The organism is Sinobacterium caligoides (assembly GCF_003752585.1).
In the GTDB taxonomy this organism is placed as follows: Bacteria; Pseudomonadota; Gammaproteobacteria; order Pseudomonadales; family Sinobacteriaceae; genus Sinobacterium; species Sinobacterium caligoides.
Genome location: NZ_RKHR01000004.1, coordinates 550,163 through 563,939, shown reverse-complemented (window position 1 = coordinate 563,939; position 13,777 = coordinate 550,163). Strand labels below are relative to the sequence as shown.

14 protein-coding genes are annotated in these 13,777 nt (G+C 48.5%); 6 read left to right on the top strand and 8 right to left on the bottom strand.

Translation table 11 applies throughout. The annotated features are described in order from the left end of the window. Positions 1-9 precede the first annotated feature (9 nt). The 4 genes from EDC56_RS09285 to EDC56_RS09270 all read left to right on the top strand — a co-directional run bounded on the left by EDC56_RS09285 (position 10) and on the right by EDC56_RS09270 (position 3,328). Positions 10-906, top strand: coding sequence for a LysR family transcriptional regulator (locus EDC56_RS09285; protein WP_162844137.1), 897 nt, complete (start codon positions 10-12; stop codon positions 904-906). A 135-nt stretch (positions 907-1,041) separates the two neighbouring features. Beyond that, a complete protein-coding gene (locus EDC56_RS09280) occupies positions 1,042-1,503 on the top strand; it encodes a DUF6491 family protein (protein WP_148059366.1) in 462 nt (153 codons plus the stop codon). A 236-nt stretch (positions 1,504-1,739) separates the two neighbouring features. Continuing rightward, positions 1,740-2,150, top strand: coding sequence for a Zn-ribbon domain-containing OB-fold protein (locus EDC56_RS09275; RefSeq protein ID WP_162844136.1), 411 nt, complete (start codon positions 1,740-1,742; stop codon positions 2,148-2,150). A 2-nt stretch (positions 2,151-2,152) separates the two neighbouring features. Beyond that, positions 2,153-3,328 (top strand): lipid-transfer protein, encoded by a 1,176-nt coding sequence (locus tag EDC56_RS09270; RefSeq protein ID WP_123712238.1) that lies wholly within the window; start codon positions 2,153-2,155, stop codon positions 3,326-3,328. A 20-nt stretch (positions 3,329-3,348) separates the two neighbouring features. Here EDC56_RS09270 and EDC56_RS09265 read toward each other — a convergent pair whose 3' ends face one another. The 5 genes from EDC56_RS09265 to EDC56_RS09245 form a co-directional block, all read right to left on the bottom strand. Then, positions 3,349-4,200 carry a hypothetical protein gene (locus tag EDC56_RS09265; protein ID WP_123712237.1) on the bottom strand — a complete coding sequence of 284 codons (852 nt, stop codon included), beginning with the start codon at positions 4,198-4,200 and terminating at the stop codon, positions 3,349-3,351. Positions 4,201-4,317: 117 nt separating this feature from the next. Then, positions 4,318-5,058, bottom strand: a complete 741-nt coding sequence (locus tag EDC56_RS09260; protein ID WP_123712236.1) for a hypothetical protein — start codon at positions 5,056-5,058, stop codon at positions 4,318-4,320. A 103-nt stretch (positions 5,059-5,161) separates the two neighbouring features. Further along, positions 5,162-5,962, bottom strand: a complete 801-nt coding sequence (locus tag EDC56_RS09255; RefSeq protein WP_123712235.1) for a hypothetical protein — start codon at positions 5,960-5,962, stop codon at positions 5,162-5,164. A gap of 104 nt (positions 5,963-6,066) precedes the next feature. Beyond that, a complete protein-coding gene (locus tag EDC56_RS09250; protein WP_123712234.1) occupies positions 6,067-6,822 on the bottom strand; it encodes an acetoacetate decarboxylase family protein in 756 nt (251 codons plus the stop codon). Between the two features lie 409 nt (positions 6,823-7,231). Continuing rightward, positions 7,232-8,290, bottom strand: a complete 1,059-nt coding sequence (locus EDC56_RS09245) for a patatin-like phospholipase family protein (RefSeq protein ID WP_123712233.1) — start codon at positions 8,288-8,290, stop codon at positions 7,232-7,234. Positions 8,291-8,486: 196 nt separating this feature from the next. Between EDC56_RS09245 and EDC56_RS09240 the strand changes: the two genes are divergently transcribed. Beyond that, complete coding sequence (locus tag EDC56_RS09240; RefSeq protein WP_123712232.1) at positions 8,487-9,161, top strand: DUF2959 domain-containing protein; 675 nt, start codon at positions 8,487-8,489, stop codon at positions 9,159-9,161. Between the two features lie 89 nt (positions 9,162-9,250). Here the strand turns inward: EDC56_RS09240 and EDC56_RS09235 are convergent, their stop codons facing one another. Together EDC56_RS09235 and EDC56_RS09230 are read right to left on the bottom strand one after the other, a co-directional pair. Further along, positions 9,251-10,768, bottom strand: a complete 1,518-nt coding sequence (locus EDC56_RS09235) for a TrkH family potassium uptake protein (protein ID WP_123712231.1) — start codon at positions 10,766-10,768, stop codon at positions 9,251-9,253. Between the two features lie 101 nt (positions 10,769-10,869). After that, positions 10,870-11,958 (bottom strand): metalloprotease, encoded by a 1,089-nt coding sequence (locus EDC56_RS09230; RefSeq protein ID WP_123712868.1) that lies wholly within the window; start codon positions 11,956-11,958, stop codon positions 10,870-10,872. A 270-nt stretch (positions 11,959-12,228) separates the two neighbouring features. Here EDC56_RS09230 and EDC56_RS09225 point away from each other — a divergent pair, with 270 nt between their 5' ends. Then, the gene (locus tag EDC56_RS09225; protein ID WP_123712230.1) at positions 12,229-13,170 is read left to right on the top strand and encodes a hypothetical protein; all 942 of its coding nucleotides are present in this window, start codon (positions 12,229-12,231) and stop codon (positions 13,168-13,170) included. Between the two features lie 24 nt (positions 13,171-13,194). On the opposite strand, the gene EDC56_RS09220 is transcribed toward EDC56_RS09225, so the two are convergent. Next, the gene (locus EDC56_RS09220; RefSeq protein WP_123712229.1) at positions 13,195-13,695 is read right to left on the bottom strand and encodes an NUDIX hydrolase; all 501 of its coding nucleotides are present in this window, start codon (positions 13,693-13,695) and stop codon (positions 13,195-13,197) included. Positions 13,696-13,777: the final 82 nt, after the last annotated feature.

The following is a 13,777-nucleotide window of genomic DNA, read 5'->3' as shown; positions in this document are numbered from 1 at the left end:
GATAAAAATATGAATTGGGATTTGATTAGGGTGTTTCTCGCGGTTGTTCGTAATGGCTCCGCGACGGGGGCGGCGAAGACCCTCGATGTGAATCATGCGACAGTAATCAGGCGTATTAAGCAGCTTGAGCTGAACTTGTCGGTGCGTCTTTTTGACCACTTACAGAGCGGTTACAGGGTGACGGAGGCTGCGCAGATGCTCGTGCCAGAGGCTGAGGCGATGGAGGCGGCAGCGTTAAGTTTTTCTCGTGTAGCACAGAGTCGTGTGGATGTCGCGGCAGGGGTATTAAAGGTTTCTATGCCTGAAAGCGCCTTTATTGATATGAGCCTCGCTTTAAAAGGTTTCCGAGAGACTTATCCCCAGGTCCTTTTGCAGCTGTTATCGACCCCAAGAATTACTAACATGGCCAGGCTAGAGGCTGATGTCGTCATGCGCCTGACTAACGAACCGCCGGAGTTATTGGTTGGTAAGTGTGTTCGTGACGTCGGTTTTGGCGCTTATGCGCATGTCGATTATAAGCGGCACTGGCTTGCCTCGAAGGGGGAGGGGGCTGCGAGCTGTGAGTGGGTTTTATGGAGCGGTAGCGATGCCAGCCCGAAACCAGAGGTTAATCAACCGGTTAATTTATTACGTCGTGTGGTGCCAGACCTTAAAGTTACGCTGAGCAGTAATAGCATGGCGGAGGTGTTGGCGATGTTGCGCACTGGGGCTGGTGTCGGTCTGCTCTCGCATCAGACGGCGAGAGAATATGAGGAGTTAGTGCTAATGCCTTTTGATAGCCTGGTGGCGGAGGCGAGACTTGAGCGGGCAGGCTTATGGTTGTTAACGCATCGTGATCTTCGCCACTCTGAACGGGTCAACGCTTTCATGCGTTATATGGCGGAAGCCTTAGGTGATACGGTGTGATTTTGCTTGTTGCCTGATAGGCAGTATTACCGATGTTGTGCTTTCTGTTTGCTGCTATGTTTAGGAGGTGCCGTGCTTGTGATAAGTGAAATGGATTGTTTTCTATTTAATCATGCAGTATTTAAGGAGAGTCGTGTGAAGATTAAACATGCTTTTAACCCGGTTATAATCGCCACTTTATTCATCGCAGTAGTGTTGTCTGGCTGTAGTTCGACCCCGAAAATCCCCGATTCTGTATACCTGTTTGATAATTTAGAGCAGGTGAAAAGTGTTAATAACTTTCGTCTAGATGGCTGGGTTAAAATTGACAATCGATCGCTTATCGTACGTTCTTCTCCAAGTAAGTCCTACCTTATGGTACTGGCTTATCCGAACCCCGATTTGCGCTTTAATGATGCGCTTATGATTAGCTCTACGGCGGGAAGTGTTAACGCTAACTTTGATACTGTATCGGTCGTCAGCAAGAGTGCCACAAATATCCCCGTGCCCATATCGGCGATTTATAAAATCAGTAGTCGTGACGAGGAGAAAGCGGTGAAGGCAGAGATTGAAAACAGGACAAAGCTTTTTCAGCAGCAGTTAGCCCCCGCTAATTAGGCGACCGAAAACTTATCTATGCCCTTAGATTACTAGGTTGCTAGGGGCATATTTTTCTCGCTTAGTTAAATTAACTTTATGTATAATTCTCTATCCTCAGCTGCATGTATCTGGCATAGCGCTTAAGCTTCCTGTTATTCTCTTCTCATAAAAAATGATTATCTTTCGCCCAAAAGAATGGCGTTGGTTGTCGCTTTAACTGTTAGGTTAGTCATAATAATTATAGAGAAATGACGATGAAACCAGGACGAATAAAACCTCCTATGGGGCATGATAACGCATGGTGGTGGCAGCAGGCTGCCGAAGATAAGCTTGCAATACAGCGTTGTAGTGGCTGTCAGGTGTTGCGTCATCCGCCTAGGCCTATGTGTGATCGATGTCGCTCTATGGAGTGGGATTTTATTATTGCCAAAGGTGAGGCTAAGGTCATTAGCTTTACTGTCTTACATCACCCCAAGTTCCCTGGTTATAGTTACCCCTTGCCTATCGTGTTAGCTGAGCTGGCTGAGGGGACGCGTTATATTGCCGAGCTTATCGACTGTGATGTTGAGCGTATTACCAGAGGGATGAGGCTGCAAGTAACAACGCAGACGGATGATGATGGGTTTAAGATACCGGTTTTTCGACCGGCAACTGGGAGCGAATAACGGTGGCGATAACACTACATAATGAGGCGGCAATCGTCGGTATTGGCCAGACGGCGTTCAGTAAAAACTCCGGTGTTTCTGAGCTGGCACTGGCAGCCGAGGCAGTAAAAAACTGCCTCGATGACGCGGGTTTAGATCCTGTTGAGGTGGATGGGCTTTCTACCTTTACTCTTGATTCTACCGATGAGGTAGAGCTCGCGCGCGCGGTTGGTCTTGGTGATTTGCACATGTTTGCAAAAATTAATTACGGTGGTGGCGCTGCGGTGGGCTTGATTCAGCAAGCTGCAATGGCTGTGGCGACCGGAGTTTGCAAATATGTTGTGGTGTGGCGAGCGATGAATGGCCGCTCAGGTCAACGCATGGGCCAAGGGGTATCGGGAGAGATTATCAGTAGTGATTTGATTCACTGGTCATGGTACATGTCCCACGGCATGCTCACGCCTGCATCATGGGTGGCACTGATTGCCAGTAACTATATGGCGGAGTATGGTGCTGGTAGTGAGCACTTGGCCGAAATAGCGATAGCACAACGTAACTACGCATTAAATAATCCTGTAGCAGCAGGCTTTGGTAAGCCGTTGACGATGGATGATTATATGAACGCTAAGATGATCTCCGAACCTCTGCGCTTATACGATTGCTGTCAGGAGACAGACGGTGGTGTCGCCCTGTTAATTACCACGCCGGAGCGTGCTCGAGACTTACGGCAGAAGCCGGCGATTGTTCGTGCGGTGACGCAGGCTTCGACACGGGGGCAGGAACAGATGACGAGCTTTTATCGCGATGATCTAAATTCCCTGCCGGAGATGGAGTTAGCAGCGCGCCGAGTCTATGAAATGTCTGGTCTCAGTGCCGATGATATCGATGCGAGTTGTCTTTATGATGCGTTTACGCCTGAAGTATTAATGCAGTTAGAGTCTTTTGGTTTTTGTGGCCGTGGTGAGGCGAAAGACTTTGTACAAGAGGGAGCATTGCGTATAGATGGTAGGTTACCTAACAATACCCATGGGGGATTGTTATCGGAGGCGTATATTCACGGCGTGAATAATATAGCGGAGGGTGTAAGGCTAATCCGCGGTACATCGACAAGTCAGCCCCCGAAGCCTATTAATCATGCGCTTGTCTCTAGCGGCGTTGGGGTGCCAACAGGGGCTTTAATCTTGGGTGCTGACGACTAACGACCTGGAGAGGCTGTGAACTATTGCTGCTTGCTGCTGCTTTCTTTTAGCTCCTGCTCGATTTCATCGTAGAGGTCGCCATAAACTTCACCTGCGTTCTCGTAGGTCGAGGAGAGTAAGTCGCAGGCGGTTTTATAAATGCTTTCAGGGCTGTTGTTTATGACGACTCCAGCCTTCTTGTTAGCCTCAATTTGAGCTTGCAATATAGGAACACCGTTGTGGCTCCACAGCTCGCTGATAGCGCTCCACATCTCCCAGTTATGGGTGTGGTTTTTGGTCAGTTGAGTAACATTCCAGACTACCTGGTGTAACCCTACCCCCCCTTTTGGGCAATTTTTATCAATCTTGTAGCCAAATTCTTTACCGTGATGCTCTGCATATTGCCGGCTATAGGCTATGTATTCGCGCAATAAATGTTCGAGAGCGGGATCATTATGAATGTCGATGCCCTGAAAGCCGATGTATTCATCCTGCATATGGCTGAGTTGGCAGAGCATGGTCTCTTCATCAAGTGCCACAACTTGATCGGCGCCGTGGTTGTGAATCATCATGTTTAGGTAGAAGCGTATCGGTGCGCCGGTGGTAATAGGGAGCAGGTCAACGGCGTCGCGATAATCATTCCAGGTGGCGGGCTCTCCCTTGGAATAGTGGTGTAAGATTTGCTGAAACTCTTGGTAGGAGTACGAGCTGGTGTCACAAGCGCTGTTTGTGTAGAGCATGGCGGCAAAGTTGGTGAAAGCTATTTTCTTTCCTGCTGTTGACAGCCACAGACTCAAGCTGATTAGGGCAATTATCACGAGCAATAAGGCAAATAGAGAGGTGAGAACAAGGGTTCTCGACTTACTATGTGTTTTGTCTTTAGGGTTGTCCATCAATTAAGTCGTTTAAATGCTTAGCGAAGTTACTGAGAAGATTAACATTATTTCATCCGTGTGAATTCAAAGGATTGTTAAGTAAGGGGGAAGAAACATCTATGATATTGATCTGGATCAGCTTTTGTTCGCTGCAAACAAGCATGTGAGCGTTTCAATTTGTTGGGGGGTATTTGTAAGCACCGGTATGCGTGTTTTCGCCTGCGTAATGACTTGCTGAATCTCTGCTTTATTGCGATGACTGAGTAAAGGAGCTATCTCGGCCCAAGTTGACCAAGTCGATTCGCCAGTGAGTAACTGATTGAGCGCCCATTCATTTTGTCGATAGTCACGGTCGGCCTGTGGGCAGCGTTTATCAGTTTTGGGGTAGCCGTATTGCTTTCCCTGCAGTGCTGGGTACTGGTTGGTTGGATTGACGAAGGCAAGCTGTAGCGCGGATTGGTCGCTTTCTCTGTGACTGGCGATACCATCGAAGTCAATATTACTGTCATAGATCCTATCGAGCAGGCAGAGCATCTTGTCTTCGCTTGCATCGACCACCTGGTGGCTGCCAAAGTGGTGTATTCTTTCATTTAAATAAAGTCGTAGGGTACGTGTGGTACGTGGTGTCAGAGTGGAGAGACTGTCACGGTAATGTTCCCAGGTTAACGGTTTCCCTTGGCTATGTTCGTGCAATATACGGCGTAGATATTGTGATTTGATCGTGTCGGAGCAGTTGGGTTGTGTGTTGTACATCGCCAGTTTAGCGAATGTGTTCACCGCCTTATTTGAGGTAAGTAAAAGGGCGATAACGGAAAATATTGTGATGAGGAAGACGGCAAGGATAAGGGCCGCTTTGTTGTTAGGGCGATTAAACATGACAACCTAAGGACGCTTTGGGGAAAGGGTTAAAGAGCTAGAATATAACCCTTTAGAGAATATATCTAATTAAGAAGCATGGAGTACGGCTATTTACTCAAAGTTAACGAGAAAAATAGCGCTCGATCAATATTTTACTAATCATTTCTAAATTAGCGTCGGGTGACTGCTTTGCCAAGCTGGTCAGGCTTCTAATTAGCCATTGTTTTGGTTGCTTATAACGCACGGAAAGCTCTGTGGCTAACTCTTTTAACTGTTTTTCTTGCTGGCGTTGTCGATGTTCTGTAATGAGAGTTTCAGCGGCTAACTCAATATTGCCATTGTGGATTTCGCTTTGTTGGTGTAGCTCGGCAACTTTTAGTGAATATTGTTTGGCAACAGCGTGTAGCGCCTGCTTTGGGTTGTCGTAAAGTTGGCCAAAAACGCTTGTTTGTCCCTTTTCCTCTATGACGCTTTGGTAGCGGCTACCATCCACCTCGAAGTCATAGCCAGTGAAATTGAGGCGGCTGGTGAGGTCTTGTTCAGCGTTAAGCACTGCGAGCAATGATCGGTTGATACTGGTTAGGCCATCTTCTTCGATACGTAGTGCAACTTCTTCTTGGGTCCATAGCTGCGTCTTCTTAAAGGTAGCGTAATGCTTCTTGCGCAACGCCTTACGAATATACTCGCTCCTGGTTTCAATGTGGCTGTGTGGTTGATCACCACCTAGCCGTTTACATTCAGGGCAGCAGGGGACAATGAAAAACTGGCCGTCGGGGTAGCTGCCGCTTGTTTGGCTGCGTGTCTTTGGCGGTATGAAGTCATCAGTGCTGGCAATATCACCGCAGTAGTAACAAGTATGAAAAAACTCGGCAAGACAGGCGTGAATACGTCGATAGCGAAGTGAATTGTCGTTGTTGGACATAATGGTGCTGACTGGGGGGGTTGAGGCAGGCGGTCGAGAATAGTAACAAATAGTGGCTCAGTATGGTATTGCTCATAGAGGGGGCCCTCTATGAGCTTGTTGGCTTACTTCTTTGGGCCGCCATCGGTGCCGGGCCAGCGAGAGCCGCCAATGGTGTCGGCGTGAGGCCAGAAGGCCTGACCATCGAGCTCGCCTTCGAGGGTGATACGACGGTCGAGGAATATTGGGCTCCAGAGCTTGGCTGAGAGTTGCTCACGCATTGGTAGCAAGTTGGCAATTGGGTCCCAGGGGCTGTCCATTAACTTGAGCTCGCCAGCTAAGCCCTCTTGATATTGAGTGCCATACTTACTGTAAACGCGAACAACGTGAGGAGGGAAATCATATTTCTCGGGGGTGCCATCGACAGCACGTGAAGATTTGATCCACCACTCGTTTTGCTCGAACTCGTCACCGTTAGGAAGAACGTCAGTCACTTCACCGGTGAACTCAAGAAAGGTATAACCCTGATGGCTCAGCTTGGCTTTAACCATATTGCCGAGACGATAGTACTGTGTTTCGGCAACGAACTTTGGTTGCCCCCAGCGCTCTTGGCTGATGTGCACGGCGTTTTCTTGGTCGATACCGATAGCAAGGGTAAATTCACCTGCTATGCCTTGATACTTTGCTTCGACGTTGACAACATAACCGTACTCGGGCTCGCCACCTACGGGGAAGTTGTAGATGGTGATGTAGACGTTGGGGTTGTCGCCAGGCTCAATACCGGCGGGTAGCAATGCGGCAATCTTGTCTGCATCGGTGCGGTAGGCTATCTTCAGCATTGGCCATTGGCAAATCTCGCCGGGGTTGGTTTGGGGGCCCATCGTAAACTCCTTTCATGTATGTTGTTATTATTCTCAGCACTTGTCTGATGAACAGGTGAAATCAGCGTAGCTCATTTTAAGTCGCCAGATTAGTCCTACCTATTCTTACAGCTTTGTTAATTTATCGTCCTCACACATTACGGTGACGACTGAGTTTGTTTGTTAAGCTTGTGATTCAAGGTCAGGAAGTTAACTTTATGGTAAGGCTCGTGAGCTTTGTCGTTGAAGTTAAGCGTTGTAACATGAGTGTTATCATTGCGTCTGGAGGTGATAAAAATCATGGTGACAAGAAAGTCTTCTGAGTGCTTAATAAAAACAGGAATCTTGATGCTCGGTTTACTGATATTTATCGAGGCGTATATTTTATAGTTTGTATCATTAGCGATTTTTTTTGGCCTTTAGTGTTAACTTAGCAGATGAAAAAATTGCGAAAGTTTTTTAGAAAAAACTCTGCCGTCTGTTTGCCAAGACGGTAATCTTCATCGAGTGATTTGAAGCTGCTGCCAAGGGAATGACTGGCTAGTGCCGTTACAGGCGAGAGTTCTACGATGACGGTATCTTCAGGTGGCGTGTCGATCAGTCTCAAGGTCTCTGCGTATTGCTTATCATGGTGCTTCATCAGGGCGTACATTTCTTTGTATTGGGGGTGGCGATCATAAAAAGTATGAAGTGGATTTGATAGCTTACTTTTGCTGATTTTATTTTTGATGACTTTAGGGAGTAAGTTGAGATGATCGTTGACCGCCATGGCGAAACTCTCACCAATATTTTCAGGTAACATCTCACGAATACTATCAGCAGCCTTTTGCTTCCATAGCGATTCGCTAGCCTTGTTGCTCGGCACTGTGCGAATGATCAGCACCAGGTTGGCACCTTGATTAAGCACTTCTTCTAACGGTATTGGCGCTGTTAGACCGCCGTCGACTAGGTGTCGTCCTTGATACTCTACGCCTTGATAGAGGTAGGGAATAGAGCTCGAAGCTTTGAGAAATTCAAAGATATTGTCTTTGCTCGGGTTAAGACAGACAGTCTCTAGCGTGTTTTTATCCGAAGCAACAATGAGCAGCTCTTCTGCGCTAGCGTGCTCAAGGTTCTCCAGTGGTAGCTGGTAACCATCTGCGTTGGCATGCTTAAAGAACCAGTCTAAATCTAAGCTATTCTCACCTCTTAACAAATTCGTCGGTTTAAAAAAGTCTTTCTGAGTACTGAGCTCACGTATTGCTCGGCGAGCGTAGCCATGTTGTCGCAGGTAATAGCTGGTAATATTTTGCGCGCCAGCAGAGGTGCCGGCCAAAGTATCGAAGGGGGTGAAGTTATGCTTTAAGAAAGTATCGAGTACGCCGGCGGTGAAGATGCCTCTCTGTCCGCCACCCTCTGCTACGAGTGCTATTTTGAGTTTCCTCGGCAGCTGTCGCTGTGGACGTTTGACGGTAATGCTGTTTTTGTTCACACGGTAGATAGTCGACATGAAGCCTCTTAAATAGTCACTTGGCGCCTTAATGGTAGGGCTATTTTATCGTTCGAGATAGCAGCTTAGAAGTCCTTGTGATCTTTTGTGGTATATCATTGATGGGAGTTGATTTATAGATAATTTTTATACACTAATGCTTGCGGGGCGATAGTCGTGCTAATCTGGCTTTTTAACTGGATGAAGGGGAAGCGTGATGGGCCATCGTAGCCTTATACCGACAAGAACAACAGTGAAGGCATTGGCTGCGGGGGCGTTATTGACGACGTTGCTAGGTTGCCAGAGTGCCTATTATGGTGCCATGGAGAAGGTTGGTGTGCACAAACGCGATATCATGGTCGATCGCATTGAAAGCGTTACAGAGGCGCAGACCGAAGGGCAGGAGCAGTTTAGCTCGGCGCTTGAGCAGTTCTCTAGCATCGTAAAGGTAGGTCCCTCTGAATTACAGTCGGTTTATGATGGGTTGTCAGATGAGTATGAGGATAGCGCCGAGGCGGCCGCAGAAATTAGCGAACGTATTGACGCCGTTGAGAATGTCTCAGAGGCGCTGTTTAGTGAGTGGGAAGAAGAGTTAGAGCTGTACGGTAGTGCTAGCCTGCGTGCAGATAGTCGTCGTAAATTGTCAGCGACGAAGGCAAAATATACTAAGCTGATGGCGTCTATGCGACGCTCGGAAGCCTCAGTTAAGCCAGTGCTATCGGCGATGCATGATCAAGTCTTGTATCTAAAGCATAACCTCAATGCGAATGCGATCAGTGCGTTGAAAGGCGAGGCTGCGGCGATAAAGAGTGATGTTGAGGTGTTGAATCGTCGGATGCAGGACTCGATCAAGGAGTCGCAGTCCTTTATTAATCATCTGCAGTCAAGTTAGTAGAAGCCCTTCGCGACTGCTAACGCGCTAAGATCCGTCATAAAAAACCCAGCCATAGTTGCTGGGTTTTTTAATGTTAGCGATTAAGCTTATTGCCGCCAGTAGTAGGGGGTGAATAGGATGAGTACAGTAATAATCTCTAAGCGACCCAGTAACATACCGATACAGAGCAACCATTTGGCAACATCGGGTAGGCTGGCAAAGCTGCCTGCAGGGCCGATGACGTCACCGAGGCCGGGGCCGACGTTGGCAACGGCGGTGGCAGCTCCGGTTAAGGCAGTGATGGGGTCTAGGCCGACCAGGGCGAGCAGTGTGGCGAGAACAGCAATAGTGGCAAAGAAGAGTGCACAGAAGGCGATAGTCGAGCGTATAGAACTGTCGTCGAGCGTCTTGCCATTATATCGATAGGGTACGACGGCGCTAGTATGGCCGAGTTCTCGCAGCTGGTTTTTGATGATGATACGGGCCAACTGAAAACGAAAAACCTTTATACCGCCAGCGGTTGAACCTGAGCAGCCACCGATAAAAGTAATGTAAAAGAAGATTATAAGGGCGAAATACCCCCACTGTGTGTAATCCTCACTGGCGTAGCCGCTGGTAGTAATCACGGAGACGAGGTTGAACAGGGTGTGGGTAAGGCTGCTGAAGTAACTACGGTCAGTCGTCATCCAGAGTTGAGTCGTTAGGATGAGGGTAATAATGGCGATGAAGCTGACGAAAGATCTCACCTGCATGTCGTTGAATAGCGAGGTGCGATCACCGTGATAGAAGCGGATATAGAGGACGAAGGGCAGCGCTGAGATGATCATGAAGGCTGAGCTCAGCCAGAGAATCCAAGGGGTTTGATCGTATATGGCAAAGGAGGTGCCATAGTTGGCAAAACCACCGGTGGAGACCGTCGTCATGGCGTGTACTAAAGCGTCAAAGGGCAGCATGCCGGCGATCCAGTAGCAGAATATACAGGCAGCCGTTAAAATCACATAGACGATGGACGTGGCGATGGCGACACTGCCTGCGCGGGGCAGTACTTTGTCAGAGGTATCAGACGATTCAGTCTTGAACATACGCATGCCTCCGATCTGCAGGAACGGCAGAATAGCGATGGCCATCACGATGATGCCGACTCCGCCGATCCATTGCAGAATGCCACGCCACAGTTTGATCCCCATGGAGAGCCCGTCAATGTCTGAGACAATAGAGGCGCCCGTGGTAGTGATGCCGGAGATTGACTCAAACACCGCATCGGTGAAGCTCATATGGCTACTGCCAAGCACCATGGGTAGACAGGCGAAGAAGCTAATGTTTAGCCAGCTTAGTGTTGTCGCTAGAAACATCTGCTTCGGCTGCAGTGGGTGGTGGTCGCCACGACTAGCGATGTAACACGTTGTGGCAATGAAGCCTGTGATCGCCGAGGAGTATAAGAAGCCTTGCCAGTCAGCATCTCCTTCAAAATAGAGGATAACCGATGGTATGAAAGCGGCGATAGTGATGCTGTATAACAGAATAGATTGTAAAAATAGCAGAGCGCGCCTACGGCTATGGCGTACGTGACGCTTTTTGGTCGCATGGCTGGGGGCTCGAAACAGTTCTGGAGGCGCGTGCTGCATTGTGTCGGGTATCTTTATAGATTAATCAATAGTGTAGTGCTTAATTGAGGCCTAGGTAAATAGCGGACTATAACTATAGCGCTGGTGTTTTTGACCTACCCTTAACTCTGTAAAACCTGTAACGGTAGGCCTAGGATGGCATCACCGCTACCGGCAAAGTAATAGATAATTCCGACCAAGCCTGCGACGGTGAGAAAATACCACGATGCTGAGAATAACTGCCCATAACGGTCGAGGGGGATAAGGTGGCTGTGATAACGATTTTTCCACTCTAGCAGAATTTCGAGGCTACCGATGATGAGTAAGAAGGTCAGTAAATGAAGCCCTAGCTGATGACTCAGTAAAACCCCGGCAAGAGCGGTAATAATACAGACCGTTAAGCCGGTATAGCTATGTAGAGAAAAACTGATGCTTTTTAATACATGCCCCCCATCTAACGGTAGGATAGGCAGCAGGTTGAAGAGGTTGAGCAGAGCACTAAAGGTGGATAGCCCAGCAAAGAATAAATTATCTGTTAGCCAGTAAAGCAGTAGGCAGGCAATAGACATAATTAGACCGAAAACCGGCCCCATTAACGAGATAGCGACATCTTGCCAGCGGCTGCTTATTTTCTCGTCACTAACAGCAAGGCCGCCGATGAAGGGAATAAGGTAGATACCCTTGGTGCGCATACCAAAATGCTTCATGGCTCGTACATGCCCGTACTCGTGAAAAACTAAGCAGGCAATAAGCGCGAGTGCAAATTGAATAGAAAACAGCCAGGAGTATGCCGCTAGGCTGGCCCCGGCGAGCACGACTTTAATCACCTTGGCACTTTTTAATAGTTTGAAGGCTAGCGAGATGAGGCCGATGAAGCTCGGTTTCGTTTTTTCGGCGGGACGGGGCTGGCTGGGTACTTGCTCAAGTGCGCTCTGTTCTATGCTGCCGTTGTCGACCTCTTGCTCATCTACTAGCAGTCGATAGTTGAAGCACATCGGTCGCCACTGATAATCGATAATCAGCTTGCAGGTGATGTTCGTGCTGCTGTTCTGCAGGATAAAGCTATGTTCGCATTGGCCCTTGTTGTTGCTGGCGGTATCAGTATGTAATTGACTGACAATGTCGCTACCCCAGCTGAGTTGTTGCCAGCCAGCCATAGAGGCTTCTAGTGTTAGGGGGCGGCCATAGAGGCTCAAACAAAGTATTTGCACAGGCGATCTCTTTAATGCGTTGAAAGCTAACGTTTGCATACGAGTGGAGGGCGCATTATCCCATGGTTAGAGTGAAATGTGTGCGAATCCATTTTTAATGATCTGCATCAACCCTGTGGGCGCTTCGCCCAGTACTCCCCCCCTCATTTGAGGGGAGGTTGTTTGGTTGACTGATTGGCATAATACGTCGCACTCGAACAACAAACGCTTATCAGGGGAAGGTTAAGCAGGTTGCTCAGATGGCATGGCCGCATATCGAAGGTGAATATTATGGAAAATGACAGTGTTATTGTGCGCAGGATTATCGTTCCTAGGGCTATATTAGTTATTGAGCGTGCCGTGCGGTGTGGAAAAACGGCACCACTAGCGGACTATACTGAGGCCTTAAAAGGGCATTACCAGGAGGTTACCGAGGAGGGGTGTCTGCTCTTTCCACTACTAGATTACTTGCTGTTAGCGGAGAAGCTTCCAGAACAAACCAGTGCGCGGCACTGGTATTATGACTTTTCAACGGATGAGCACGGTGTTGCTTACAGTGAGTTTGAGATTCTTCGTATTAAGGTTGCTTTGAGCTTGTTTGCTTTACTTAGCGGTGAACAAAAGCGCAATCTGTTAGGGGATTTTGTGATCCAGGGAGCGCGTCTGCGCCACGCTCATCTGTTTGCGATGATGGAGCGAGGTGATATTGATTGTGCAGACTATATCCATCAGGCCATGAGTCTTGATGTTGACGAGTATGGTGAGCGTCAGGGATTGCTGGCGGCATTAGCGAGTAAGCGTTTTTCGATGTTTCGATGGTACGCGAAAAATATGTTTCTCGGCGGGCGCGGCATGAGCGTCGATGAGGTGGTGCGTCATATCTACCAGTGCCATAGTCGTCGGGAGGAGGTGCGAGCCGCATACGATATGGCGCCTGTGGTGCCGTCGGAGGTTGACTGGAAGGACTTAGCAGCGGCGCGCGTGAGAGAGTTACCTTGGCGTGAGTGTCTAGAGTATTTGTTTAAATATTGGGGAGGGCCATTGTCACTCTATAGCTTAGCGCCTTATAGCTCTGACCAAGATCGGCACACCGCAGCGCTGTGTCGTCGATTATTGGCTGCTGGAGAAGTGTGTTATGGCGCCGGTGGTGAGGCGCTTTATCATCATGCGCAAATACGCGGGCTAACATTGACGGCAGATGCGCTACGCGTGAAAGAAGAGTTCTGTGCCTAACTCTTTCTCTTGGGGCGCGCTAAGTTAAGGGCGGTCTAGCTTACGCGCTAACGTTTCGATAATCGGCCATTGAGCTTGATAGCGCCACTTTTCACTGGGTACTTCGTCTATATCGAGCCACATAACCTTAGAGACTTCGAGGAGGTCGTTGGCGAAGGGAGCGGTGTCGTCAGTAGCGGTGCATTGGAACAGGTAAAAACCATTGTCGAACTGAGTGAGCAGCTCCCCCACTGCGAGAGTGAGACCGGTTTCCTCTGCGGTTTCCCGCATTGCTGTGCACTGTGCACTCTCGTCACCTGATTGAGTGCCACCCGGAATCGAGTATTTCCCACTACGCTGCTTAACCAACAGAATCTTTCCGTCTTGCACGCTGAGGCATCCCGCGTTGCCATTTAAGGCAGGGGCGCTAGTCGTGTTGCACTCGATACTGCCTTTACAGCCGCTGAGTAATAGCAGTGTCATTATCGCAGCGGTATTATTTTTCGCCTTATTCTGCTGAGTTGCCTGGCCAAATCCATTAAACATTGTTGATAAATCCCTTTAGATCATTGCTAACATATTGAAATCACTGTTTGGTTAGGCGAATAACGTTATACTCTCCGCCTGT